General features: G+C 54.7%; 25 protein-coding genes and 1 other RNA gene. 5 read left to right on the top strand and 21 right to left on the bottom strand.

Annotation, left to right across the window (positions count from 1 at the left end; genetic code table 11):
• Nucleotides 1-56 precede the first annotated feature (56 nt).
• The 4 genes from recG to sciP form a co-directional block, all read right to left on the bottom strand.
• Complete coding sequence (gene recG / locus ACRZ91_RS02940) at nucleotides 57-2,147, bottom strand: ATP-dependent DNA helicase RecG (RefSeq protein ID WP_480902476.1); 2,091 nt, start codon at nucleotides 2,145-2,147, stop codon at nucleotides 57-59.
• Nucleotides 2,144-4,396, bottom strand: a complete 2,253-nt coding sequence (gene ligA, locus ACRZ91_RS02935; protein WP_480902473.1) for an NAD-dependent DNA ligase LigA — start codon at nucleotides 4,394-4,396, stop codon at nucleotides 2,144-2,146. Before ligA ends, recG begins: the two co-directional genes overlap by 4 nt.
• A gap of 125 nt (nucleotides 4,397-4,521) precedes the next feature.
• Nucleotides 4,522-5,238, bottom strand: a complete 717-nt coding sequence (gene ctrA, locus ACRZ91_RS02930) for a response regulator transcription factor CtrA (protein ID WP_480902471.1) — start codon at nucleotides 5,236-5,238, stop codon at nucleotides 4,522-4,524.
• Between the two features lie 84 nt (nucleotides 5,239-5,322).
• Nucleotides 5,323-5,616 carry a CtrA inhibitor SciP gene (sciP, locus tag ACRZ91_RS02925; protein WP_010439996.1) on the bottom strand — a complete coding sequence of 98 codons (294 nt, stop codon included), beginning with the start codon at nucleotides 5,614-5,616 and terminating at the stop codon, nucleotides 5,323-5,325.
• 130 nt (nucleotides 5,617-5,746) lie between these two features.
• On the opposite strand from sciP, the gene mnmA reads away from it, so the two are divergent.
• The gene (gene mnmA, locus ACRZ91_RS02920; protein ID WP_480902469.1) at nucleotides 5,747-6,892 is read left to right on the top strand and encodes a tRNA 2-thiouridine(34) synthase MnmA; all 1,146 of its coding nucleotides are present in this window, start codon (nucleotides 5,747-5,749) and stop codon (nucleotides 6,890-6,892) included.
• On the opposite strand, the gene ACRZ91_RS02915 is transcribed toward mnmA, so the two are convergent.
• The 17 genes from ACRZ91_RS02915 to ACRZ91_RS02835 form a co-directional block, all read right to left on the bottom strand.
• Nucleotides 6,889-7,470: a cadmium resistance transporter gene (locus ACRZ91_RS02915; protein ID WP_170470071.1), complete on the bottom strand. Its 582-nt coding sequence runs from the start codon at nucleotides 7,468-7,470 to the stop codon at nucleotides 6,889-6,891. The genes mnmA and ACRZ91_RS02915 overlap by 4 nt on opposite strands.
• Nucleotides 7,470-8,627 (bottom strand): lipid-A-disaccharide synthase, encoded by a 1,158-nt coding sequence (gene lpxB, locus ACRZ91_RS02910; RefSeq protein WP_170770792.1) that lies wholly within the window; start codon nucleotides 8,625-8,627, stop codon nucleotides 7,470-7,472. Before lpxB ends, ACRZ91_RS02915 begins: the two co-directional genes overlap by 1 nt.
• Entirely contained in the window at nucleotides 8,627-9,421 is a 795-nt protein-coding gene (locus ACRZ91_RS02905) for an LpxI family protein (RefSeq protein WP_480872360.1), read from the bottom strand. Before ACRZ91_RS02905 ends, lpxB begins: the two co-directional genes overlap by 1 nt.
• A gap of 3 nt (nucleotides 9,422-9,424) precedes the next feature.
• Nucleotides 9,425-10,210, bottom strand: a complete 786-nt coding sequence (gene lpxA / locus ACRZ91_RS02900) for an acyl-ACP--UDP-N-acetylglucosamine O-acyltransferase (RefSeq protein ID WP_170470062.1) — start codon at nucleotides 10,208-10,210, stop codon at nucleotides 9,425-9,427.
• Nucleotides 10,207-10,680 carry a 3-hydroxyacyl-ACP dehydratase FabZ gene (fabZ, locus tag ACRZ91_RS02895; protein ID WP_010439978.1) on the bottom strand — a complete coding sequence of 158 codons (474 nt, stop codon included), beginning with the start codon at nucleotides 10,678-10,680 and terminating at the stop codon, nucleotides 10,207-10,209. Before fabZ ends, lpxA begins: the two co-directional genes overlap by 4 nt.
• 72 nt (nucleotides 10,681-10,752) lie before the next feature.
• The gene (locus tag ACRZ91_RS02890; RefSeq protein WP_480714954.1) at nucleotides 10,753-11,271 is read right to left on the bottom strand and encodes an OmpH/Skp family outer membrane protein; all 519 of its coding nucleotides are present in this window, start codon (nucleotides 11,269-11,271) and stop codon (nucleotides 10,753-10,755) included.
• Between the two features lie 72 nt (nucleotides 11,272-11,343).
• Nucleotides 11,344-13,704: an outer membrane protein assembly factor BamA gene (bamA, locus tag ACRZ91_RS02885; protein WP_260026011.1), complete on the bottom strand. Its 2,361-nt coding sequence runs from the start codon at nucleotides 13,702-13,704 to the stop codon at nucleotides 11,344-11,346.
• A gap of 347 nt (nucleotides 13,705-14,051) precedes the next feature.
• Nucleotides 14,052-15,404: an RIP metalloprotease RseP gene (gene rseP / locus ACRZ91_RS02880; RefSeq protein WP_480902465.1), complete on the bottom strand. Its 1,353-nt coding sequence runs from the start codon at nucleotides 15,402-15,404 to the stop codon at nucleotides 14,052-14,054.
• A 5-nt stretch (nucleotides 15,405-15,409) separates the two neighbouring features.
• Complete coding sequence (gene dxr, locus ACRZ91_RS02875) at nucleotides 15,410-16,582, bottom strand: 1-deoxy-D-xylulose-5-phosphate reductoisomerase (protein WP_480902462.1); 1,173 nt, start codon at nucleotides 16,580-16,582, stop codon at nucleotides 15,410-15,412.
• Nucleotides 16,582-17,364 (bottom strand): phosphatidate cytidylyltransferase, encoded by a 783-nt coding sequence (locus ACRZ91_RS02870; RefSeq protein WP_480454844.1) that lies wholly within the window; start codon nucleotides 17,362-17,364, stop codon nucleotides 16,582-16,584. Before ACRZ91_RS02870 ends, dxr begins: the two co-directional genes overlap by 1 nt.
• Complete coding sequence (locus ACRZ91_RS02865; protein ID WP_170470044.1) at nucleotides 17,361-18,092, bottom strand: isoprenyl transferase; 732 nt, start codon at nucleotides 18,090-18,092, stop codon at nucleotides 17,361-17,363. The genes ACRZ91_RS02870 and ACRZ91_RS02865 overlap by 4 nt, the downstream gene beginning before the upstream one ends.
• 9 nt (nucleotides 18,093-18,101) lie before the next feature.
• Nucleotides 18,102-18,665, bottom strand: coding sequence for a ribosome recycling factor (frr, locus tag ACRZ91_RS02860; RefSeq protein WP_480605544.1), 564 nt, complete (start codon nucleotides 18,663-18,665; stop codon nucleotides 18,102-18,104).
• Between the two features lie 186 nt (nucleotides 18,666-18,851).
• Nucleotides 18,852-19,847, bottom strand: coding sequence for an acryloyl-CoA reductase (gene acuI / locus ACRZ91_RS02855; protein WP_170470038.1), 996 nt, complete (start codon nucleotides 19,845-19,847; stop codon nucleotides 18,852-18,854).
• 49 nt (nucleotides 19,848-19,896) lie between these two features.
• Nucleotides 19,897-20,991, bottom strand: coding sequence for a dimethylsulfoniopropionate demethylase (locus tag ACRZ91_RS02850; protein ID WP_480902459.1), 1,095 nt, complete (start codon nucleotides 20,989-20,991; stop codon nucleotides 19,897-19,899).
• Nucleotide 20,992: 1 nt separating this feature from the next.
• Complete coding sequence (locus ACRZ91_RS02845; RefSeq protein WP_480902456.1) at nucleotides 20,993-21,499, bottom strand: DinB family protein; 507 nt, start codon at nucleotides 21,497-21,499, stop codon at nucleotides 20,993-20,995.
• Nucleotides 21,499-22,203: a DUF1326 domain-containing protein gene (locus ACRZ91_RS02840; protein WP_010439955.1), complete on the bottom strand. Its 705-nt coding sequence runs from the start codon at nucleotides 22,201-22,203 to the stop codon at nucleotides 21,499-21,501. Before ACRZ91_RS02840 ends, ACRZ91_RS02845 begins: the two co-directional genes overlap by 1 nt.
• A gap of 4 nt (nucleotides 22,204-22,207) precedes the next feature.
• Nucleotides 22,208-22,999, bottom strand: a complete 792-nt coding sequence (locus ACRZ91_RS02835; protein ID WP_480902454.1) for a DUF2182 domain-containing protein — start codon at nucleotides 22,997-22,999, stop codon at nucleotides 22,208-22,210.
• A gap of 89 nt (nucleotides 23,000-23,088) precedes the next feature.
• Between ACRZ91_RS02835 and ACRZ91_RS02830 the strand changes: the two genes are divergently transcribed.
• From ACRZ91_RS02830 to ACRZ91_RS02815, 4 genes are all read left to right on the top strand, one after another.
• Nucleotides 23,089-23,820 carry a FadR/GntR family transcriptional regulator gene (locus ACRZ91_RS02830; RefSeq protein ID WP_170770771.1) on the top strand — a complete coding sequence of 244 codons (732 nt, stop codon included), beginning with the start codon at nucleotides 23,089-23,091 and terminating at the stop codon, nucleotides 23,818-23,820.
• Between the two features lie 48 nt (nucleotides 23,821-23,868).
• On the top strand, nucleotides 23,869-24,231 hold the full coding sequence (locus ACRZ91_RS02825) for a DUF4345 family protein (protein ID WP_170539524.1): 363 nt from the start codon (nucleotides 23,869-23,871) through the stop codon (nucleotides 24,229-24,231).
• 36 nt (nucleotides 24,232-24,267) lie between these two features.
• Nucleotides 24,268-24,615: a transfer-messenger RNA gene (gene ssrA, locus ACRZ91_RS02820) on the top strand.
• A 99-nt stretch (nucleotides 24,616-24,714) separates the two neighbouring features.
• Nucleotides 24,715-25,149: an ester cyclase gene (locus tag ACRZ91_RS02815; RefSeq protein WP_480902451.1), complete on the top strand. Its 435-nt coding sequence runs from the start codon at nucleotides 24,715-24,717 to the stop codon at nucleotides 25,147-25,149.
• Nucleotides 25,150-25,214 lie beyond the last annotated feature (65 nt).

Here is a 25,214-nt window from a genome sequence, read left to right as displayed (position 1 = left end):
GACGAGTCGGTAAAGAACTTTTTAAGAACATTTGTGAACTTTATGGGATTTACAGTCTAACCCACTGATATCAAACGGATCGCCTTGTCCTGTTTCATGAGCCACAGAAGAACACGCGCCGCCTGGCCTCGGTCTGATGTCAACTTGGGGTCTGAGGAGAGCAACGCACGCGCATCTGATTGCGCCACTGCCATCAATCCTGCCTGGCGTTCGAGATCGGCAATCCGGAACTTGGGCAGGCCAGATTGCGCTGTACCGATCAAGTCACCCGCGCCGCGCATCTGCAAATCTGTCTCGGCAATGCGGAACCCGTCCTCGGTTTCACGCAGAACTTCCAGACGCTTGCGGCCACCTTCGCTAAGTGGCGGTTGATACATCAGCAAACAGGTCGAAGCATCCTCTCCGCGTCCAACCCGCCCCCGCAACTGGTGCAATTGCGCCAATCCGAAAATCTCTGCCCGTTCAATCACCATGATTGTCGCATTGGGAACATTGACCCCAACTTCAATCACCGTGGTCGCGACTAGAACCTTGGTTTGGCCGGTCTGAAACGCCGCCATTGCAGCATCTTTTTCGGTGGGTGGCATCTGGCCATGCACCAGCCCCACCACATCATCCCCCAAAAGCGCGCGCAGCCGCTTGAAACGCTCCTCGGCGGCGGTCAGGTCTGAGACTTCGGATTCATCGACCAGAGGACATACCCAATAGCATTGTTTGCCCGCATCAATCGCGCCGCGCAGGTGGGCCACAACCTCGTCCATGCGCTGCGTGCTGACGATCGCGGTCTTGATTGGCTTTCGGCCAGGTGGCTTTTCATCAAGAACCGAGACATCCATGTCACCATACTGCGCCAACGCCAAACTGCGCGGGATGGGCGTTGCGGTCATCACCAGAACATCCGCGCGTTGACCTTTTTCGGACAATTCCATCCGCTGGCGGACACCAAAACGATGTTGTTCATCAACGATGGCCAGCCTTAAGGCCTTAAACTCGACATCGTCCTGAAATACCGCATGGGTGCCGACCAGTATTTGAATGTCACCTTGTTTCAGTGCGGCCAACTTCGCCCGACGTTCGGCCCCTTTGTCGCGCCCGGTCAGGATTTCCAGCACAACTCCGGCCTCTTCGGCTAAGGGTCGCAATCCTTCAAGATGTTGTCGGGCAAGGATCTCGGTGGGAGCCATCATCACCCCCTGCCCGCCTGCTTCAACCGCGATCAAAAGCGCTATAAACGCCACAAGCGTCTTTCCCGCGCCGACATCGCCTTGCAGCAATCGATTCATGCGGGAACTAGAGGCCATATCCGCCGAAATTTCTTCGATTGCACGGGATTGAGCATCGGTTGGTCGATACGGCAAGCTTGCAAGCAACTTAGATTGCAGCGCCCCTGTTCCAAGACTGACGATGCCACGCGCCTTCCGCTCACGCTGTCGTGCCAGAGCCAAAGTCAGTTGATGGGCGAGCAATTCATCATATGCCAGACGCTCCCTTGCAGGTGCAAAAGGGGCTACGTCATCTGCCCCATGCGGATGATGAGCAGCACGAATTGCAGCCGACCAGTCGGGCCAGTTTTGCTGAGCCACCTGAGCTGGGTCTGCCCATTCAGCCAGAGCAGGCACCCGTTTGAGTGCGCTTTGCGCCGCCTTGTACGCCGTTTTCTGCGTAACGCCCTGGGTCAGATGATAAACTGGTTCAAACTCTGGTAATTCACCTGCGTTTTCTGGCGCGACCATGTGATCGGGATGCACCATCTGGGCCATTCCATCAAACAGTTCCAGCTTTCCCGAAACCACGCGGCGCGCACCCTGCGGCAGCAGTTTCTTCAGATAATCCCCGCGCGCGTGAAAGAACACCAGTTGAAAATCCGCTTGGCTGTCCTCGACATGAACGCGGTATGCACCACCTTTGTTACGCGGGGGCCGATGGGTTCCGATTGTGACCTCTACCGTCAAGGTGGTCGGAAGATCGGCCCCTTGTATGCTATCGCGTCGGCGTCGGTCGATCACCGCATATGGCAATGAAAACAAGACATCTCGCGGCGACTCGATGTCTAATTGGCCGAAAAGTTGCGCTGTTTTCGGTCCCACACCATCCAGCGTTTCAAGCCCCGCGAACAGCGGAAAGAGTTGCTCTGGCCTGCCGCTCATAGATCGCCGATCAGTTGAAGCCAGCCGTCTTCATCCAGGGTTTCTATACCCAGATCGGCCGCCTTCTTTGCCTTGGAACCCGCACCCGGACCCGCCACCAACAAATCGGTTTTTTGGCTGACCGAACCCGACACCTTGGCGCCCAACGCCTCGGCACGCGCCTTGGCCTCGGCGCGGGTCATCTTCTCAAGCGTTCCTGTAAAGACGACCGTTTTTCCTGCAACCGGGCTATCCGATGCAGGCGCATCCGGCGGAACAATGGTTAAGTGACTGCGTAGTTCATCAAACGCCTTGCGTTCGTCCGGGTTGGCAAAGGCGTCAGACAGCGACAGCCCCAGCGTGGTTCCAATGCCATCAATTCCAATCATATCCGTCCAAGCGCTGGCAGCGTCCGCTGGTACATTTAGCTTAGCAACCGTAGCATCCCGCGCCTCTTTGACTCTGGCGCGCCGACCTTCTTCTATAGCTGTGATCCTCTCTGCATCTTCCGCTTCGTCAGCGGCACGCTGCGCAAGTGCTGCGGGTCGCACCGTATCGATCGACGCGGTCATTTGATCCCACTCCCGATAGAACAAGGCCAAATCACGGGCGCCGACTTCGCCCACATGGCGAATTCCGAGTGCAAACAACAATCGAGCGAAGGGAATGGTTCGTTTGTCATCAATCGCGGCGAACAGATTGCTGGCCGAGGTCTCTCCCCAACCGTCACGGTTTTTCAAACGGGCAAGATTTTCAGCGTCCCGTTCTTTCAAGGTGAAGATATCGGCAGGTGTGTTGATAGGCAGAACGGGGTCGTTGTGGAACATCTCGATCTGTTTGGCACCGAGCCCTTCGATATCGAAGGCTTTGCGCGACACGAAATGTTTAAGTTTCTCCACCGCCTGCGCAGGGCAAATTAAACCCCCGGTGCATCGGCGTACCGCATCACCTTCTTCGCGGATTGCCTCACTGTCACATTCCGGGCATGTCGTTGGAAAGGAATAAGGTTTCGCATCATCCGGTCGTTTCGACAGATCAACATCCGAAATCTTTGGGATCACATCCCCTGCCCGATAAACCTGCACCCAATCGCCGATGCGTATGTCTTTGCCATCGCGGATAACCCCGCCTTTGGCGTCCCGCCCCGCGATATAGTCCTCATTGTGCAGCGTCGCGTTCGACACAACGACCCCACCGACAGTCACAGGATGCAAACGTGCAACCGGGCTAAGCGCTCCGGTCCGACCCACCTGAATGTCGATCGCTTCAAGCCGGGTCCAGGCCAGTTCGGCCGGAAATTTATGCGCGATCGCCCAGCGGGGCGTTGTCGAGCGGAATCCCAACCGGGATTGCAGACTCAGATCATCAACTTTGTAGACCACCCCGTCGATGTCATATCCCAAAATCGCGCGCTGTTCTTCGATCGCGCGGTAATGATCCAGCATCTGACCTGTCGTGGAACAGAGACGCGTAAGCGCGTTGACTTGGAAGCCCAATGCTTTGAGTCGTTCGATTGCCCCCATTTGCGTTTCAGCCAGAGGTTTCGACAGTTCGCCCCAGGCATAGGCAAAAAACTTTAGTGGACGTGATCGAGTTATTTCCGAGTCCAGTTGACGCAGCGAACCAGCCGCTGCGTTACGCGGATTTGCGAAAGTCTTTCCACCTGTTTCAGTTTGCCGTGCGTTCAGCGCTTCGAAATCATGATGAGACATGTAAACCTCGCCGCGAACCTCGAATATATCTGGAGCACCTTCAATTCGAGGCGGAATATCCGACACGGTGCGCGCATTGGCGGTCACGTTTTCCCCGGTCTCACCATCCCCTCGGGTCGCCGCCTGAATCAGCTCGCCGTGTTCATACCTCAAGGATAACGAGAGGCCATCGATCTTTGGCTCGGCTGTATATTCAAGCGGTGCGTCTTCCCCTAACCCGAGATACTTGCGGATTGAGCGGTCAAAATCGGCAACATCCTCATCGTCAAAGGCATTGCCAAGTGACATCATCCGCACCGCATGCGTGACTTTGGAAAACCCGTCTGAAACTTGTGCCCCTACTTGATCCGAAGGGCTGTCTGCACGTTTTAGTTCCGGAAAGCGCGCCTCAATATCGGCGTTGCGACGTTTGAGGTCATCATAATCGGCGTCTGATATTTCCGGCGCATCTTCAGTGTGATAAAGCTGGTTGGCCCTCTGCAACTCCTTGGCAAGCCGAGCCAGTTCTGCACGTGCTTCGTCTTCCGTCAATTCTGCGATTGCAGTGGTATCGCTCATGGCCCCGCCCTGTCACGTCATATTAGAATCCAGTGATAGGACGAGGCCATGATCAGGTCCAGTGTTGTGCTGAGACGCGAGTGAAATTACCGTCCTGGACCATCGACGGTAGCAGTCAGATCAATTCAGGCGCCAACGGCAAGGCGGGCTTCACCCATATTGCTGGATTGTGGATCGCGCAGAACATAACCGCGACCCCAGACTGTTTCGATATAATTCTCACCACCAGTGGCATTGCTGAGCTTCTTACGTAACTTGCAGATGAACACATCGATAATTTTCAATTCTGGCTCATCCATGCCACCGTAGAGATGATTCAGGAACATCTCTTTGGTCAGAGTTGTACCTTTACGCAGGCTTTGAAGCTCAAGCATCTGATATTCTTTGCCTGTCAGGTGTACGGTCTTTCCTTCGACCTCGACGGTCTTGGCATCCAGATTGACGGCCACCTGCCCTGTGTGGATCACGGACTGGGAATGCCCCTTGGAACGCCGGATGATCGCATGAATACGCGCCACCAGCTCTTCGCGATGGAAGGGTTTGGTCAGGTAATCGTCTGCACCAAACCCGAAGCCTTTGATCTTGCTTTCGGTGTCGTCCGCGCCCGACAGGATCAGGATCGGTGTTTCCACGCGTGCGATCCGCAGTTGGCGCAGCACTTCGTGGCCGTTCATATCAGGCAAATTCAGGTCAAGCAGAATGAGGTCATAATCATACAGCTTGGCCAGATCGATTCCTTCTTCGCCAAGGTCCGTCGCATATACGTTGAGATTTGCGTGCGTCAGCATCAATTCAATGCTCTTGGACGTGGTTGGATCATCCTCGACAAGAAGTATGCGCATTTTTCACTGCTCCAATTAGGTCAAATTCTTCAACTGATCTGAGCCTGAATAAAAATGGTTAATCTGACGTTACCGTTGAATCATTTATTCATCTTCACCTTTAGGTTGTCGATATTTTTTTAATGCAGTCACCTTCAGCGCATCGATTCCGTGCTCTGCGACGGCTGACACCCAGGAATTGAATTCCTCATCGCTAATGCCATAGCGTTTCTTTGCTTCAGACAGGGAAATCAGCCCGTAAAGCACTCCACGCACGACAATTACTTTGCGCGAAGCTACCCATCGCCGCGTGTCTGCCGGGGGTAGATCGGCGCGTGTTAGCACGCTTCCATCCGGCAAGGTGACCGATCTTGGACCTTCCACTTTGTGCAAATACATCTGTTCCACCTTCTTCTGCTGCGACAAAGCTGCATCCAATCTACTTAAAACGGTGTGAAACCGCCCCTTGAGAGTGTATAGAATTTTCCTATATTCTGCCGGTCTTTCTTAACCCGGACTGGAACCGCCAATGGCCCTCGATACCGAGACCCCGCTAAACTCGCTCGGCTTTGCCAAACCGCCCTCGGAAACGCGGGTGGTTGTGGCTATGTCTGGCGGCGTGGACAGCTCTGTTGTCGCGGCCTATCTGGCTGATCAGGGCTATGACGTTGTAGGGGTTACGCTGCAGCTTTACGACCACGGCGCGGCGCTTGCCAAGAAAGGCGCGTGTTGTGCTGGGATCGATATCCACGACGCGCGCCGCGTGGCCGAAGAGCGCGGCTTCCCTCATTATGTTCTGGATTATGAGAACATCTTTAAAGACGCGGTAATCGACGAATTCGCTGACAGCTATCTGGCAGGAGCGACTCCGGTGCCTTGTATCCGCTGCAATGAGCGGGTGAAGTTCAAGGACCTGTTGGAAACCGCCAAGGACCTAGAGGCCGACTGTATGGCCACCGGTCATTATATCCAGCGCAAGATGGGAACCAATGGGGCCGAGTTGCATAGTGCTGAGGATGCCAACCGCGACCAGTCTTATTTCCTTTTCTCGACAACGCCCGAGCAGTTGGATTTCCTGCGCTTTCCTTTGGGGCACCTGCCCTCCAAGGACGCCACGCGCGAGATGGCGGCGCAATACGGGTTGGCGGTTGCGGACAAACCTGACAGCCAGGACATCTGCTTTGTACCGAACGGCAACTACGCCAGCGTAATCGAAAAGTTGCGCCCAGGTGCTGCAGAGCCGGGTGAAATCGTACATGCCGATGGCCGTGCTCTGGCACAGCATGATGGAGTGATTCACTATACAATCGGTCAGCGCCGGGGGCTTGGTATCGGTGGCCTGAGTGAGCCGTTGTATGTGGTCAAGCTGGATGTGGACAAGAAACAGGTTGTTGTTGGCCCCAAAGAGATGTTGGCCACCCGAACCGTTCCGGTGCGTGAAATCAATTGGCTTGGAGACGAACCCTTTACGTCGCGAGACGAATGGCATGTGTCGGTCAAGGTCCGCTCGACCCGCCCGCCGCGTGAGGCGATCATTCGGCCTCTGTCCGACACGACGGCCGAGGTTGAGCTGTTTACGCCCGAAGAAGGTATCTCTCCGGGTCAGGCTTGTGTGTTTTATGAAACTGGTGGAAGCCGCATCTTTGGCGGCGGCTGGATCTGGCGCGGTTATTAAATCGCGTCGGTCCAGGAATTGCTGAGGATATAGATACCGGCACAGATCATTACGTAAGGAACCAGTTTCTCAAGTCGCCGCGCAAACCCGCCGGTCATGATCGGAGATCGCGCGCCTAGCAGACCAAGCATGGTTAGCGTCAGGGCCGCAGCAACCGCACCTGTAACGCCTGCAATACGGTAGCTTGGGGCCGAGTCTGCCAAAAGCGGTGCGAGCACAGCGAACGTATCCATCGACAGGCTTATGAACAGCAACATCGTTACAACGGTTGAGGCACCTGAGGATACTTGCGGAGCCTCCTCGGTCTCTGATCCCCGAAACTGCCGGATAACCCCAATCACGCCGAGGCCAAGCGGGATCACACCCAGATAGCCAGCCCAATGTGGCACCACGTCATCGACACCCAAAGCCAGCAACAAGGCGGCGGCGATGATCAATATCTGCGCAAGCAGGAACCCCGCAACGGTCCGTCGCGGACCGGAAACCATCATCAGCGCAACAAGCGCTGCGAGGTTGTCGAGGTTAGTCAGAACCTGTGCCATGTAGGCAGAGGCGGCAAAGATCACGTGATCCAGCATCACGTGTTCATTCTGTCCAAAACGGCTTTTGCCGCGCGCAGACCCGGCGCCTCTCCATCCCGCCCAAGACGCTCCATCGTCATCGCCATAGCCTCATGTTGGGCGTCCGGCGTAGCTGCAACCTCTTCCAGTGCTGCCGCGATCTTTAGCGGCTGGCAGTCGTCCAACAGACATTCAGGTACAGCACGCGTGTCCGAGACCAGATTGACAAGCGTCACCGTATCGAGCTTGACCATGCGCTTCGCGATCAATGTGGTCAGCCAATTCAGATTATAAGCGATCACCATCGGCGTTGACTGTGCAGCCAGTTCCAATGACACGGTGCCCGATGCCGCCAATGCCAGATCGGCTGACGCGAAGGCCGCCCTCTTCTGCGCCTGTGCCTCGTCCGATGGCAACTTTCGCGGATCGACAACAATCGGATTGCCCGGCCAATCCCGAACTTGTTCGGCAACCACATCAACCATATGCGCAACGGTTGGAACAACGACACGGGTATCGGGTCGATCTGTCAGGAATTCTTGCAGAGCAGCGCCAAATATCGGGGCCAATCGTTCGACCTCTCCCCGCCGAGAGCCGGGTAATGCGAGCACAATTGGAGCGTCGCCCAAGTCATGATCCGCACGGAATATCTTGATATCTGGTTCAGACGCAATCGGCTCGTTGACGACGGGGTGACCGACAAAATCACACTCCATCCCTACCCGCTCCATATAGGGCGGTTCAAACGGCAGCAGCGCCAGAACATGGTCGATCACCTTCGCCATTTTGTCGGCGCGCCCGGGCCTCCAGGCCCAAACGCTGGGTGCAACGTAGTGGACGGTTCGAATATTGCTGGACGCCTTCACCAGTTTAGCGACCCGCAGCGAGAAGTCCGGACTGTCGATGGTGATCAACACATCCGGCTGCGTGTCCAGAACCGCCTGAGCGGTCTCGGCGATCCGGCGCTTCAAGTGAAAGAACTTGGGCAGAACCTCGACCAATCCCATGACGCTGAGTTCGGACATGGGAAAGCGGCTGCTCAGTCCTTGCGCCTGCATCAGTGGACCGCCGACCCCATCAAACTGCACCTCTGGCGAAAGGGTTTTAAGTCCCTCCATCAAAGCGGCGCCCAATCGGTCGCCCGACGGTTCACCGGCGACCAAGAATACGCGCATCAGACGGTGCGCTCGCGAACGTAGAGAAATAGACCGAGGCGATTGCACTCTTCAATCACTCGGTCCCGTTGCAGGACAATGACACCGCCCTTTTCGATGACAATACCTGACAAGCCCGCCGCAACCGCGCCCGATACGGTGCCGGGTCCGATAGCAGGCATATCCGCGCGCCGGTCCTGATCGGGTTTGGGGCCTTTGTACAGAATACCCCCACCCGCGTCAGGGCGTTGGGTCAGCGACTGCAACATCCAAGCAGTACCATAGATGCCCTCAATTGCTAGCGCTTGCCCTTTCAGCACTACACATGCCTGACCGACATCTGCAGTCCCCATGCTTCGCAGGATACCTGCCGCACGGTCAGCATCTGCGTGATCAGTATCCGAGGGTTGTGCCTCAGTCAGCGCGCCGAGCGGCGGTAGCAAATCCGGTGCGATCTCGTGCGCGGCACGGACCGTCAAATCAGAATCTTCAAAAATCCCGATAACCGCGCGCAGGGCACCGTCATCACCGGCCATAATGGCCTTTTGTAAGATCGGAACCAATGGCATCGTCGCAGCATCAATGCGCGCAGGATTTACGGTGGGCCGGCGCACAGCCCCGGCCATGCAAATCTCGGTCACGCCGCGCGCTTTCAGATCGGCGATAAAGCTGCCCAATTCCTCAAGCGGAAAGACCACGTCAACATTCAGCCTTTCAGGCTCAAACCCTTCCAGCGCGCAAATCAAAGGTCGGTTCGGCAAACATGCAACCACCTCGTCCGGTAATGCCCCAGTTCCCGCGATCAGCGCCAACATATCTTATTTCCTCGGCGTCAGAAAGGAACGGTCCGTTTGCCCCGTCACAAACTCGACAATCTGGCGCACATATTCGTTGTCGGCTTCCTCGCCCAAGCGATTGGCGCGATCCATGAACGTACCATCACCTTCCGACAACTCTTTGAATGCCGCGCGCAGCGCCGATATATCCTCGCGCGTGACACCGCGCCGTTTCAACCCAACCAGATTCAATCCATCAAGCTCACCGCGTGGTGCCTGAACCAGACCATATGGAATCACATCGTTCGGAACCATAGTCAGCGCACCGATGATGGCCCCGCGACCAACGCGCACGAACTGATGCAGACCCGAGATACCGCCAACGATGACGTCATCCTCGATTATACAATGACCTGCTGCGCCTGCGTGGTTCACCAAAATGACCCGGTTACCGATCTGCACATCATGCGCAACGTGGACGCCAGCCATCAGCAGGCAGTCATCGCCAATCCGCGTGACGCCACCGCCGCCATCCGTGCCGGTGTTGATGGTGACGTGCTCGCGAATCCGATTGCGTTCACCGATTTCAAGCCGTGTATTTTCGCCGCCAAACTTTTTGTCTTGTGGGATTTCGCCGACAACGGCAAAGCTGAAGATCACTGTGTCGTCACCAATTGAAGTATCGCCGGTGACGACCACATGGGACTTGAGCTCAACCCGATCGCCTAGACGGACGGACGGCCCGATATGGCAGAACGGACCAATCGTACAGCCCTGCCCGATCTGCGCACCGTCTTCGATAATGGCGCTGGGATGAATGCCGCTCATGTTGTCTTTTCCATGTCCCAGTCGACATAGGCCGAAAATTCGGCTTCGGCGGCGACCTCACCTTCAACAGTCGCGCGACCACTGAACTTGAAGATCTTGCCGCCTTTCTTGCCACGCACAGTTTCAACATGCATCTCAAGCACGTCACCGGGCACGACTTTGCGGCGGAATTTGCATTTGTCGATGTTCATGAAATAGATCAGCAATTCACTGTCGATCACGTCCATGCCAACACCCAGCATGACACCTGCAGTCTGCGCCATCGCTTCGACAATGGTCACACCGGGCATGATCGGCGTGCCGGGAAAATGACCCTGAAAATGCGGCTCGTTCATAGTGACATTCTTGATGCCAACTGCAGATTGATAGCCGTCAATATCCACGACCTTGTCGACCAGCAAAAACGGATAGCGATGCGGCAATATACGCTGAATCAGCTGAATGTCGGCGCTCTGGGTTTCCGTGGTCATGGTGCGGATGTCCTGTTTTGGATGTCTCTTTCAAGCGTGGTTAGCAATACGCGTACTTAAGGGCAAGCCAGCCTATTCGTCATTAGCGTCTTCAAGTGCAGACCCGTCGCCAATTGCCGCGTCAATCCGGGCAATTGCGGTATCGGTAATATCCGACGCATCCGAGCTGAGAACAACATTTGAACGCTCGATGACAATCGACGCCCCATATTCGCGTAGAAGTTCGATCAATACAGGTTGAGCCATCTCAAAGAACTGATTGCGTGCTTCTTCTCCGTGCCGTGCCAAAGCATCCAGTTTGGCGCGTTGGCCATCCCGATGCGACTGGACTTTCTCATCAAACGCCTCGGCCAAAGGTCGAAATTCACTGGCGGACATTTCAGAGCGTTTGTCCGTCAGGTCTTTCTCTTCTTTGCTGAGCTGTGCCACGATCAACTCATTTTCATCCGACAGCAGAGCGCTCTCAGCTTCTATCTCGCGAAATATGCGCTGACCGAAACGAGAATCAGCAAACAGCCGTTCACTTGAAATGGTAAGTACGTCAGATTGCGGGACGCCCAATTGTTGCGCCAACAATGGACTTGGCGCCATCAGGGCCGCCCAAACACACAGGGCCCTTAGCGGGCCCTGCAGAATGTTCATGACTTTGGTCAACATCTGGGTTCAGAACTGTGCCTGAATGGTCAGGTCAAAGCTCTGTTCCTTGTCGAACTCTTCTTTCTTCAGCGCTTGTGAGAAGTTGAAGCGCAGAGGACCAAATGGCGTTGTCCACAGAACCGAGACACCTACCACATGGCGGATGGATCCGCTGGCTCCGACGATATCGGCACCCGACGTATCCACGTTGTTGATGTTGTACAGGTTGCCTACATCGTAGAACAGACCACCTCGCAATCCTAGTTCTTCAGGCAAGCCCAAGGGGAAATCAGACTCGAACCGGGCAACCCAATAATAGTTACCACCGATGGCATCGTCCTGACCGTTGGAAAGGTCGCGCGGCCCAAGACCGGCAGGTTCGAAACCACGGAACGTGTTCGGGCCAAGCACAAATCGATCAATGGTCCGGCTAAAATCATCCCCGGTCCAGTTGAGCGCGCCAAGTTCCAGAGATGCCCTAAGCACAACCTCCTCGTTGAGCACGCGCTTCTGAGCGATCGCGCGGGCTGTGGTCTTGATATACTCGTTGTCGCCGCCCAATCCAGCTGCATCTACGCCAAGCTCAAACAAGACGCCTGCATTGGGATTCAAGCCACCCAATCGACTGTCGTAGACATAAGAAACACCAATCGAACTGCTGGTTCTTTTGCCCTGAGCAATTTCAGAAGCGATGACCGCCCCATTGGTCTCATTGCTCTGCTGGGTCATTTCGCTTTGGTTCCAGCCGTAACGCAAGCGCAGCGCTGAAAGTTCGCCGATGGCATAGCTGACCTGAGGATTAAAGAAGACGGTTTTGGTGTCGTAGCTCGCAAAGCTTGAGTTGGTGCTTGCGAGACCCACCCCAAGATCAAAGCGTAATTTCCGCCCCAACAGATAAGGTTCGGTAAAGTTAATTGTATACTGCTCAGAATCTTGAGCCGTCGATAGCGTGATCCCAAGATTCTGGCCACGGCCAAGGAAATTGGATTCGTTCAGGCCAATGGCGATCCCGAAACCGTCCGAGACCGAGTAGCTACCACCCAGGCTAAGCGATCCGGTTGGTTGTTCTTCAACATCGACATCAACGATGACCTGACTTGGAGATGTACCTTCGCGGGTTTCAACATCAGCGGCTGAGAAGAAGCCCAGCGCACGAATACGTTCGGCGCTCTGACGGATTTCTCGGGGATTGAAGGGGTCACCTTCCACGGTATCGAATTGCCGCCGGATCACCCGGTCAAGAGTTGTGGTATTGCCTTCGATGTCGATGCGTTCGACAAAAATACGCGGGCCGCGGGTTAGGACAAACTGAACATCCAGCGTCAGATCACGCGGGTTGCGCGTCACCCGAGGTTCAACCCTCAAGAAATCGACGCCCTGTTTCAGGCCCAGACGTTCAAGTCGAGCAATCGAGTTTTCAATCAAAGTCGGCGAGTAGATAACACCAGGCTTGACCTTTAGTGCTGCCTGATAGGGTGCCGGATCGACGCCAGGAATTTCGCTTACAGTTGAAATCTGACCAAAGGCGAATCTCTGACCTTCGGTGATATTCATAACCAGGAAAAACGCATCCCGTTCACGCGTGAATTCCACATTGGCACTGTTTACTCGGAAATCGATATAACCGCGCGAAAGGTAGAAATCGCGGATGACCTGCTTATCGAATTCGATACGATCAGCAATAAACGTGTCGCCCCGCAGGAAAGTCCGCAGAATATTTGCCTGTTTGGTCTCGAGCACACGACGCAGGCGGCGGTCCGAGTAAGCACGGTTGCCAACAAAACTAACGCGCTCAACTTCGATGGTGGTGCCTTCGGCCACCTCAAAAACCAAATCCACACGATTGTCATTTCGGCGGATGATGCGTGGAATCACCGTTGCTGACACCCGGCCCTGCGCAGAATAGATCTCGGCGATCAAATCTGCGTCAGCTTCTGCCAATTGCGGGGTAAAGACTCGGCGGGTCTGAGACGAGATCGCCTCGAGCAGTACGTCATCCTTAACGCGACGGTTCCCCTCAATGCTGATTTGATTAATCGTCGGGTACTCTTCAACCGCGATAACCAGTGTGTTTCCGCGAGGAGTCAGTTCGACTGTTTCAAAAACACCACTGTCAAGCAAACGCTGAAAAGCATCATTTATCTGTCCGGCACTGACAGTTTGCCCCGGCTCGATTCCCGTTCGTGCGATGATTGTCGAGGTTTCGATCCGTCGATTGCCTTCAACCTCGAAGCGGTTAATCGTGTAAGATTGCGCCTGAGCAGGATCCGGCAATACCAGCAAACCCGGTGTAGCAAATAGAAAAAAGAGCGTTAGTGCCTGCCACAAAATGTTGGTCTTCTGCCCTCGAGCGCCGCAGAATGTGCTCGTGCCCCTGCAATCAGTCATTTTTATCACTACCCAGAAATCTCAGCCTGTAGTTGCTGAGTAGCCGGATTGAGAAGCCATGTCAAAAGAGCAAACACAAAAAAACGGCCCGGTGGGCCGTTACATTTTCATTGCCTTGGTCTGAAGAATCACAAACCGACGATATATCCACCTACAGCCAATGCCAGGGCGGTTACGCCAAAGCTAAGTAATACATCCCAGTTCAACTGAAAAAGGACGCTGACGCTTTTGTAAGATCTCTGCAACGCTTCGGTCATCGCTCTCTAGCCCGCTCATCGAATTACACTAATGAAGATAAGCTTCAATTGCGGCAATATTGCGTCCAAACGGTGCCTGTCACGCCTTATTCAGCAGAACAGGTCATTGCTGACAGAGAAGATCATCAACGAAAGGATCAGCGTTATCCCAATTCCCATCAAAATCCGCAGGGCATTGTCACTGGGTGGTTTGCCCGAGACGGCTTCGTAGGCGTAAAACAACAAGTGTCCGCCATCAAGCGCTGGGATCGGGAACAAGTTCAGCAGCCCAACCGCCGTAGAAAGTACCGCGATAAAGAAGATGAAATTCTGTGCGCCTTGACTGGCCATCGCGCCAGAGGTTTCCGCAATCCCGATCGGGCCGGAAATATTGCACGTGCTGATCGCCCCCGTGATCATGTGCCACATACCTGACAATGACCCTTCGATAATGCGTCCGGTCTGAGCAAAACCGGTTTTTACGGAATCCCAGATACCGGCGGGAACAGTCTGAGGTTCGAACATCATTCCCCGAACGATCCCGATCCGCCAATGGGTCACAAAACCACCATCTGCTTTCGGCTCGTCAGTACGTCTGGGGGCCAGCGCAAATTCAAGCTCGGTTCCATTGCGCCAAACGTCCAGAAGCAACACGCGCCCGTCCGAGCTTTCGACACGTTCTTTCAATTGTTCGAAATTGAAAATCGGGTCGCCATCGACCGCTGTAATTACGTCGCCCTGCTGCAATTGTATGTCCATTGCAGCGCTGCGTGGTGTAACCTGCTGGATCAACGCTGGAAACAGCCACGGGGCAGAAACATCGATGGTCTCACCGTCCCGGATTACAGTATAGTCCAGTTCAGGCTGTACGGGCAGAGCATCAACGAAATCCGACCAACTGCCTGCATTATCAAAATCCGGTGTCGGCACGCCTGCAATCGCAACAATTTCGTCCCCTTCAAGCAACCCCTGCTCGACTCCGGGGAGCGGCTGCAAGGAACCGACTGTCAAAGGTTCTCGTGATACGCCTTGCGACCAGTACACAAATCCAAAAACCAGGATCGACATCGCGAAGTTGAATATAGGCCCAGCCGCCACAGTGGCGGTACGTGCCCACAGCGGTGCCCCATGCATCGTTCGACGCAATTCTTCCGGGCTCTGCTCGACTATTTCGTTCATCGCATCCGTATCTTTGCCAGACGCAGCGTTGGCATCCCCCAAAAACTTGACGTATCCGCCAAATGGAAGCAACGCGACCTGCCATCGTGTGCCGCGCTTATCTACCCGGCTCCACAGAACCGGACCGAAGCCGATCGAAAACACTTCGGCATGAATGCCCGACCAGCGCCCGACAATGTAATGACCGTATTCATGCACAGCGACAATCACTGAAAGCGCAATAACAAAGGCAACTATCGTATAGAGAAGATTGCCGAATTGCGGGATCAAAGAGAGTATGTCCAAAGGTATTATCCTGCTCGTTCCAATACGGTTTCATCGACCCACTGACGTGCGAGATGGTCCGTTTGCTGTACATTATCAAGAGTCAACTGAGCATCAATAAGGCCATCTGTCGCCTCAAATCGCTCCAACACCGACGAAACTGCGTCAGCCATATCCAGAAACCGAATTCTACGGGCGATAAAGTGGTCCAGCGCGCGCTCTTTTGCGGCATTGAAGATCGCACCCGACAATCCGCCGCGTTGCATCACTTCGCGTGCGAGACGCAACGCAGGATACCGGGCCTCATCTGGAGCGCTGAAGCTCAATTGCCCCAATTGAGCCAGATCAAGCCTTGCGACAGGTAGATCAAGCCGCTCGGGCCAGTGCAATGCGTATCCGATGGCATGGCGCATATCGGGCGCACCCATGTGTGCCATCACGGCACCATCCCGATACCCAACCATCGCGTGAACAATAGATTCGGGGTGCACCAGAACTTCGATTTCAGAGGGCTGTATGCCGAAGTATTCTTTTGTTTCTATGACTTCCAGTGCTTTATTGAACATAGAAGCACTGTCGATTGTAATTCGCTGCCCCATGTTCCAATTCGGATGGCTTGACGCTTGTTCGACAGTTGCGTTCGCCAGATCACTCAGCGGCCAATCCCGAAATGCGCCACCGCTTGCCGTGATAATAATCCGCTCGACGCTTGTCATGTCTTCGCCAACAAGGGCCTGAAAGACTGCCGAATGTTCACTATCGACAGGAAGTAGCCTTGCGCCGTAGTTCTGCGCAGTCTCCAGAACCAAAGGTCCTGCACATACCAGCGTTTCCTTGTTCGCCAGCGCAAGCGTCGCGCCTTGCTTAAGGGCTTCGATCCCCGGAGCAAGTCCCGCAGCGCCGACAATCGCTGACATAACCCAATCTGCAGGGCGCGCACCTGCCTCGATCAAAGCCGCCTGCCCCGCAGCCGCTTGAACACCGCTTCCGGCTAAGGCTGAACGCAGGTCATCCAACCTGTCATCAAACGCGGTGACAGCAACATCTGCGCCCAGACGGACCGCATCTTGCGCCAATTTCGAAATATTGCCGCCACCGGTCAGCGCGACGACATCATAGGCATTCGGATTCCTCGAAATCAGATCAAGCGTGTTCTGCCCGATCGATCCCGTCGCGCCGAATATCGATACCTTTCGCATCACATGCCTCCGGGTGCATAAAGCAACCCTGCCAACAGGACAAAGACCGAGGCCCCCATCATCCCGTCGAACCGGTCCAGAAAGCCACCATGACCAGGTAACAAGTTCGAACTGTCCTTAACTCCAAACCTGCGTTTTGTTGAGCTTTCGACGATATCGCCGATCTGGCTCGCCATAGAGGCGAGAACCGATACAACTACGAAAGCCAAACCAAAACCCGCGTAGAACGCAAATAATGTACCAACTATTCCTGCGGCGACCCATCCCCCTATCGTTCCGGACCATGTTTTCTTGGGGCTGACCTTTGGCCAAAACTTAGGTCCACCAAGCGTTTTGCCCACAAAATACCCGGCAACATCCGTCGCTATGACAACAAGGATCAGCCACACCATCCATCCAAACCCCAAGCTTTCGCGTATCGAGATAAACCCCAGCCCCGAAGTTGCTATCCAGATCGCAAAAAGCGCGTAGGTACCACGCGCGCACTTGATTTGACCCGCGCCAACCAAAGCAGGTGCCAACAAAAATGGAATTTTATACAGCGGCGGCAAATGGTAACTCAGAACAACGGCGACACCGGTCAATATCGCAAGCTGAATCGCGACACCTCGTTGCTGAGGGTCCACAATCCGCACCAGCTCCCACGTCATGAGCCCGCACGCAGTGGCAATAAATGCCTCGAACCAAAGTCCACCCAGCCACACCATGATGGCCGCTATGAGGACCAACACGGACGCTGACAAAACCCGAGCGGTCAGATCAGACCATCGGCCATCACTCATGCCGGAACCGCCCCAAATCGCCGTTCACGCGATCCATAGTTCAGGCATAAACGTTCCAACTCGGCAGCAGTAAAGTCGGGCCACAATGTATCTATGAATTCATACTCTGAGTAGGCAGATTGCCAGAGCAAGAAATTCGAAATTCGTGCTTCACCACTGGTACGGATTACCAGATCAGGGTCCGGCAGAACCCGCGTGTCCAGATATTTGGGCAGAGTTTCTTCGTCCACATCTTCGGGACGCAAAACACCTTCGGCCACGTCACGTGCCAAACGTTTGGTTGCGCGAGCAACCTCATCTCGACCGCCATAGTTCAAGGCGACTGTCAGATGGACCAGATCATTATCCTGCGTTTCACGTTCAAGCGTATCCATCAGCTCGGTAAGTTTGGCATCCAAACGTACGCGGTCACCGATAAATCGCACCCGGATACCGTTGTTCTTTAGCGTATTGGTTTCTTTGACAATATAGCGTCGGAACAGGCTCATGAGGCCTGCAACCTCCACCTGCGTACGCTTCCAGTTTTCGGTCGAAAACGCAAAGATCGTCAGATATTTGATCCCGAGCCCTGGGCAGGCCTCGACCACCTCACGAACACGCCGCGCGCCTGCGTGATGGCCAAACAACCGAGGCCGTCCCCGTGCCTGAGCCCATCGACCATTACCGTCCATGATAATTGCCACATGGCGCGGACCGGCTTGCAAAGCGTTATCGGGATCCTTTGGCATGACCGAGTCTCAGACCTGCATAATCTCGGCTTGCTTGGTCTCAAGTGCCTCATCGACGGATTTGATCATCGTGTCGGTCAGCTCCTGCACTTCTACCTCCCAGAATTTCTGATCATCCTCGGACATGCCATCGGCTTTGGCTTTCTTGATCTGGTCCATACCGTCGCGGCGCACGTTCCGGATCGAAACACGCGCGCTTTCGGCGTATTGGCCTGCAACCTTGCCCAATTCACGTCGGCGTTCCTCGTTCAACTCGGGAATCGGCAGCATGATGATCGTGCCATTCAGCTGTGGATTGATACCAAGCCCGCTTTCACGAATTGCTTTTTCAACTTTGCCCACAAGACCTTTGTCCCAGACATTTACGGTAACCATACGTGGTTCGGGGACGTTTACGGTGCCGACCTGATTGATCGGAGTCATCGAGCCATACGCGTCAACCATCACGGGCTCAAGCATCGAGGCCGAAGCGCGCCCGGTCCGCAATGAAGCGAATTCGGTTCTGAGGTTGGCCATTGCGCCGTCCATACGGCGTTTCAGATCATCGGTGTCGAGTATGAAATCATCAGACATGCTGCTCACTCCCCGTCTTCAGGTGATGTTTGGATGGGTCTTAAGCCATCACAATTGGGATGTATAGCAATCATGCGGATGAATTGTGGCAATGACCAGAACTGTTTCTGGCATTCCGGCCCCAATCGCGACCAAGGGACCGACCGAACACTGAATTCGGTCGGATTCTTCTTGGTACAATCAATATCAGGTGTTCACATCGACTACGACGCGACCTTTGACTTGTCCCTGCAGAATATCCGCGCCCAATTGCGGCAGATCAGACAGTGTTGCTGGGTGAATCATGGCCTCAAGCTTTTCCATGGGCAGATCGGTAGCGATACGCTGCCAAGCGCGAACACGGTTGTCATAGGGCTGCATGACGCTGTCGATACCCAACAGATTCACGCCACGCAGTAGGAATGGGATCACAGTCGCAGGCAAACCCGCACCTCCGGCAAGTCCAACGGCAGCAACTGATGCCCCATATTTCATCTGACCCAATACGCGGGCGAGCATGGCGCCACCCACTGCGTCAACACACCCGGACCAGGTTTCACTTTCCAGCGGACGCTTGGTGGTTTCATTCAACTCGTCGCGCGGAACAATTGTGGTTGCACCCAAAGACTTTAGGTAGTCAGCGGTATCCGGGCGACCGGTTACTGCTGCGACCTCATATCCCAGATGAGCCAGAATGGCAGTGGCGACCGAACCCACGCCGCCTGCGGCACCCGTGACTAGCACCGGGCCATGGCCCGGCTGCATTCCATGATCTTCCAACGCCATGACGGCTAACATGGCCGTAAATCCTGCGGTACCAACCGCCATAGCCTGTCGCGTATCCAAACCCTGCGGTAAAGGAACCAGCCAATCTGCACGGGCATTGGCTTTCTGAGAATACCCGCCCCAATGCGCCTCACCCACGCGCCAGCCCGTCAAAACGACTTTGTCACCGGGTTTATAGCGATCATCAGAGGATTGCTCGACCGTGCCCGCATAATCGATACCCGGGATATGCGGATAACTCCGCACCAAGCCGCCACCCTTTGGCGACATACACAGCCCGTCTTTGTAGTTAACCGTTGAATATTCGACAGCAACAGTCACTTCTCCATCCGGCAAATCATCCAGAGATATCTGTTTTACCGAGGCGCTTGCGAGGCCACTTTCTTCATCTTTTTCAACGACGAGTGAATTAAACATAACCTTACTCCTTTAGTAGCCCGTATGGGCATGTCCTCAGATACAGGGCTCAGCGCCAGAATTTCTCTTGTACGACGGCCCATCGCATACCGTGTTCAGTCATCAACTCGATCCGCGTGCCGGGTGCCCAATGCGACCGGTCCACCATCCCTATGGCGACGTTCACTTCGAACTCGGGCGAATATGCAGCAGAGGCGACTTGCCCCACCTGACGACCCTCAGCCATCAAAGGCCAGGATTCGGTGCACGGTCCGATCTCGCCCTCGATAGACAGCGGACGGATTTGTCTGGGCGGCCCGTTTTCCGCGTGATCAGCCAAAGCGGCCTTACCGATGTAATCCAGCGGAGAATTGCAAAAGCGCTCAAGCCCGCATTCATAGGGAGTGTTCTCGCGTCGCATATCCGACCCAAAACTCAATAGGCCGCTTTCGATCCGTTCAATCCCGTTGGGGCAACCCGCACGTACGTTCAGGTCGCGACCATTTGAGAACAACGTGTCCCAAAGCGGCATTCCGTAATCCGCCCCTTCGACATAGATCTCGAACCCACCTTGTTTCGACCAGCCGGATCGGGCGATGACAAACGATGTATCTTCGAAGGGCAACCTATTGTATCGGAAGAATTTTATGTCCCTGACATCTTCTCCAAATACCCGTGCCATCAGATCATCTGCCCTAGGGCCTTGAACGGCTAGCGGAGACACGTCTGGTTCGGAAACTTCGACATCCAGCTCCAGGGCAAGCACGATGCCCAGAGCAAATTGCCAAAGATCGCCATCAGCGACGGAAAGCCAGTAATGGTCATCTGCCAGTTTGATCGCCACCGGGTCATTCAGCATACCTCCATTTTGGTCAACGATCGGCACATAATAACACTGATCCGTCTGCATCTTGTCCATATCGCGCGGGCTGAGCATTTTCATCAGTCGCAGCGCGTCCGGGCCTTTGATCAGAACCTGTCTCTCGCACGAGACATCCCACACCTGCACATGCTTTTTCAGATGCGCAGCATCAGCCTCGACACTTTCGAAGACTGTAGGCAGAAGCATGTGATTATAGACAGTGTATTCCTTAACCCCTTCGGCTTCGACACCCGGAGTAAACGGGGTTTTGCGCACGCGTCGGTTCGGCGTAATGACTGCCATGTCAGAAATCCTTTGGCAGAAAGACAAGATCGCTGACGGGCGCATCAGAGCCTGCCTCGGTCAGCATTTGGTGCAATTGTCCGCGATGATGCGTCTGGTGATTGAACATGTGAATGATGCATTGCGCATAAGGCTTTGTTACATCTTCTTCTTTTGCAGCGGAATACCATGTGAACGGGCCCTTAAGTTCGTCGTCTCCCAACGTTTCGCTCCACCTAGTAATCCGATCGTCAATGGTATCCCGCAGCGGCAACCAGTCGGACAAACCAGCGCAGATTGACACGCTCTCTGGGATGCCACCGCCTGGTCCAGGGCCTTTGTCGAACCGTGAGATCCAGATCCAGTCCCCCCAAAGCAGGTGATTGGCTGTTCCCATGATTGAACCGAAAAAGGCGCCCCGTTTCCGCGTCAGTTCTTCGTCGGAAAGAGCCTTAAGAAAACCCTTTAACTGACTGTTCTCCCATCGACTATAACGCGCCATCTCACGGGCATAGGCACCGGTGATCATTACTTTGGCCCGTGCCAGTCGATGGGGCAAATCTCGGCTGATTTCCCGCCAAAGTCCCAGACGCGACCATAATCACGTACCTTGGATTTCGTTCCTCTGGCCACGATGATGTCCGGGCCCATCCAGTATTTCGAGTTTGAAACCATCACTGGATGCTCAGGGTCTTTACCAGCCAGCATCTCGATCTCGCCCTGAATTTTCCGCCCGATCATGATCCGGCGCTTTGTCCCATCTCGCTCGATTTGAACCGGTGCACGCTCTGCCCCGATGATTTCACTAACCAACATGGTGAACAGACCGGTAGTGCCGCCGGCCTGCCCGCTGAAGATTTGCAACAATCCGTTATAGGCCTTCCCACTGGCGCGTTCGTCGACATAAGCCGCGACTTTCCACTGGCCCTCGCCCATGCGCCCGGGGATATCAACCAACAGCCCGACGTTGAGGCCTGACAGGTCCTCGCCTTCATAGTGCCCTTCGTCGATCACGATTCCCATCCACGCATGGCAATGTCCTTCGGTCGGAGGGTGTGCGCCTAGCGAGACGACGCAAGGACAAAACACATCGCAGGAGCAGTTCAGGATCAGTTCACCCTTGACTGCCCAGTCGGTCGGGCTCATCTCCCGGCGCTTGGGATTGGGCATTCGGCTGTCAATTCTCTGACTGACCGGCAGCTTATCCGCATCCGGTTTTCTGTTCTTAGCCATAGACCTATCCTCCGTAAGTAATGTGATGTACGAGCAGTGCCAGACCGCCCGCTATTAAGATGAACCCCATCGGCCGGGTCACTACGTGTCCGATTTGGGGTAGTTTTTCCAAAACCATGAACAGCGTCGCCAGCCCCATCCACAGCAGGCTCATGACGCCGCCCACAAAGCCCAGAGCCATGAAGCCCCAGCAACAGCCTACGCAAAATGCACCCAACCCTAAGCCCATGCGCAGGCCGCCTGAGAAACCCGTTTTCCAATGTCCCAGAAAGTACATCATGGGCGCATGACAAACGCCATGGCAGACCTCTTTTGCACGGGTGAATTGGAACGCGCCCACTGCCAAAAGCAGGCCTGCAGCCAAGTAGGGCGATTTGGCGATGCCCAACATATCAACCGCACCTCCGAACAGCAGTGCCAGCTGCAGGCCGGTGATCAACGCAGCAAAACCCACCCAAACTATGAAGTACCCGGATAGAACGCCCAGCCACCCTGCCCGCGTGCCATTCGCGCTGCGGATCAGATCATCGTAACTGCGCAATGTGGGGACTAGTGTTGGCAGCATCATTGCCGCCATCATGATCGCCCACATCCAGAACAGCGGGCCAAACTCGGCCATGGGCATATACATATCCATGCGCGGGTCCATCGCCGCCATGGCCTGTCCCATCGGGCCGGGCCGCCCGATCCAGTCCAAATCCATATCGCGGCTCATCGAGACCATCATCCACCACGCCCAAATGATCGCGATGTAGAAGCCCAACCAAAGCGCGCTGCGGAAAACTGAGCGACTCACTTGCCTCTCCCGACTCAACTCTCTTGCTTTTCAAATGTCAGACTTTTAAATGTCAGACAAATAAAAATTTACTTTTGAAGCAAGCGACGATGAAGATTGACCCCCAAAGCTCTGCCGATCTATCGGCTCAAATTGCCCAAGCTATCCGGGATGCCATCATATCGGGGCAACTCATCGTCGATGAACGCTTGCCCTCCGAATCTGAACTTGCCGAGCAATTCAATGTCTCGCGCCCGACTGTTCGCGAAGCTTTGAAACGCTTGGCGGCACAATCTCTGATCCGTACACAACGTGGGGCCACAGGGGGCGCGTTTGTAAATCGACTAAGCTTTGAAGGCGCTTATTCTCAACAGGTTACGACCTCAACGCTATTACTGTCGATGAACGCGGTCAGTTTCGACACTGCGTGCGAGGCACGGTACGCGTTGGAACGAGCCTGTGCGTCCCTGTCTGCGCAGCGTCGGACGGCGGATCAGCTTGCTACAATGCGGGCCGAGATCTTTCGGCAGGCACAGCCCGGTCTGACCGACGAAGCATTCTGCGCCTCAGATGTTGCCTTCCATCGAGCGCTGGTCGATGGCGCTGGCAATCCGGTCTTGTCCTACCAGCTGGCTGGCGCTGTCGAGGCGATGCAGCCATTAATGAACATGATCACCTTCACCGCTCGTTCGCGGGAAGAAATCATCGCGTTGCACACCAAAATCGCCAATGCCTTAGAGGCGCGTGACGTTGAAAAGGTTGATGCAGTGCTGGTTCAGCTTGAGAGCTATACTCGGCAACTGGCGCAAGATGTCGCCGAGAAAAAACGCAAACCGGCCTGATCTAAATAGCTTTATATCAGAGGTTTGAAATAGAAACATGAGGTGAAAATGATCACTGTCCTCAATGTAGTTGCCGCCTTGCTGACAATTGCTTTCGGGTTATTTGGTTTCCTGGCACCTGCGCATACTGCTAACGCATTGGATCTGGTCCCGACCAAAAGCACCATGGGTCTCAGTGAAATGCGCGCCTCGGTTGGTGGGCTGTTTGTAGTCACCGGCGCTGCGGTGCTGTGGCTTAACAATCCAATGGCTTATGTGATGCTAGGGATAGTCTATTCTGGAGCAGCACTTGGCAGATTCGTTTCTGTTGCTCTCGATCATCCACCTTTGGCGAAAGCATTGATTTTTGGTGGAATCGAACTTGTTCTCGCCATCTGGCTTATTCTGGCAAACATGAACAGAGCATCGTAACCCATTGAAACAAAACCACCCCATAGCCCACATTCCGAGTTTGCATCCCATCGTCACCTCACCTATATAAGAGAGGTCCCTCGGGACTATGGACATAAACGCGCTCGTAATACGCGGATCGGACCCGGGGGCGGTACCCGGCGGCTCCACCAACCATCCTTCGTTTGGGGATTTTGGGGCCGAAACAGGATCGACGAACGTCTAAAGGGGTTAGCTTTGTCTCGGCTGTCTGCCACCGTTACCGGCGAAAATAGTACAATTGCAAACGACAATCGTGCTCCGGTTGCAGTTGCTGCGTAAGCAGTAGCAAGACCGAAACTTAAGCCCTTGCGCCTAGCCGCGTAAGGCGGGGTTCGCAGGTACCTGGCAACAGAAACCTGCATTTTCCCTGTTATGTCTGTTTATTGCTCATAGCTCATTAGAGATTCAGGATTTATTCACTTGTTTGTCCCACATTTCTGTCCAGGCGACAGGAGGGTTAAGATGACGAATTCTGACAGGCTTAGGGCTTGGTATTCTGAGGTTTGGGAACAGGGCAATACCGAAGCAATCGATCAGTTTTTTGCTCCAGACACGATGGCCGAGGGGTTGATCCCCGAAATGCAAGTTGGGGCCGATGATTTTCGCGATCTGGTCATGGCCTTCCGACATGTGCTGGGCGAAATCAAGGTCGACCTCCCCAAAATCATTGAAAACGGTGATTGGGTGTCCGGAGTTCTTCACGTCCGCACATTTCGGGCTGACAACGGCGCACCATTAGAGGTTACCGGGCAAGTCATGGCCCGATTCAAAGGGGATAAAATGGTCGAGGCGTATAATCAGTTCGATTTCATTTCACTCTTCGAACAGCTTGGGCAGTTCCCGCAGGATACGCTTCCGGTTTGCATGACTGGGCAAAGGTTGGACTGGGTCGGTTAAACCACAACCGCAAGCTTGACCCCTACCGCATCCACGCGATAGCAGAGGTTCAAGGGGTAAGCTTG

The sequence above is a fragment of the Ruegeria sp. O11 genome (assembly GCF_056535285.1).
The sequence above is the reverse complement of the archived record's forward strand: the minus strand, read 5'-3'. Positions and strand labels throughout refer to the sequence as shown.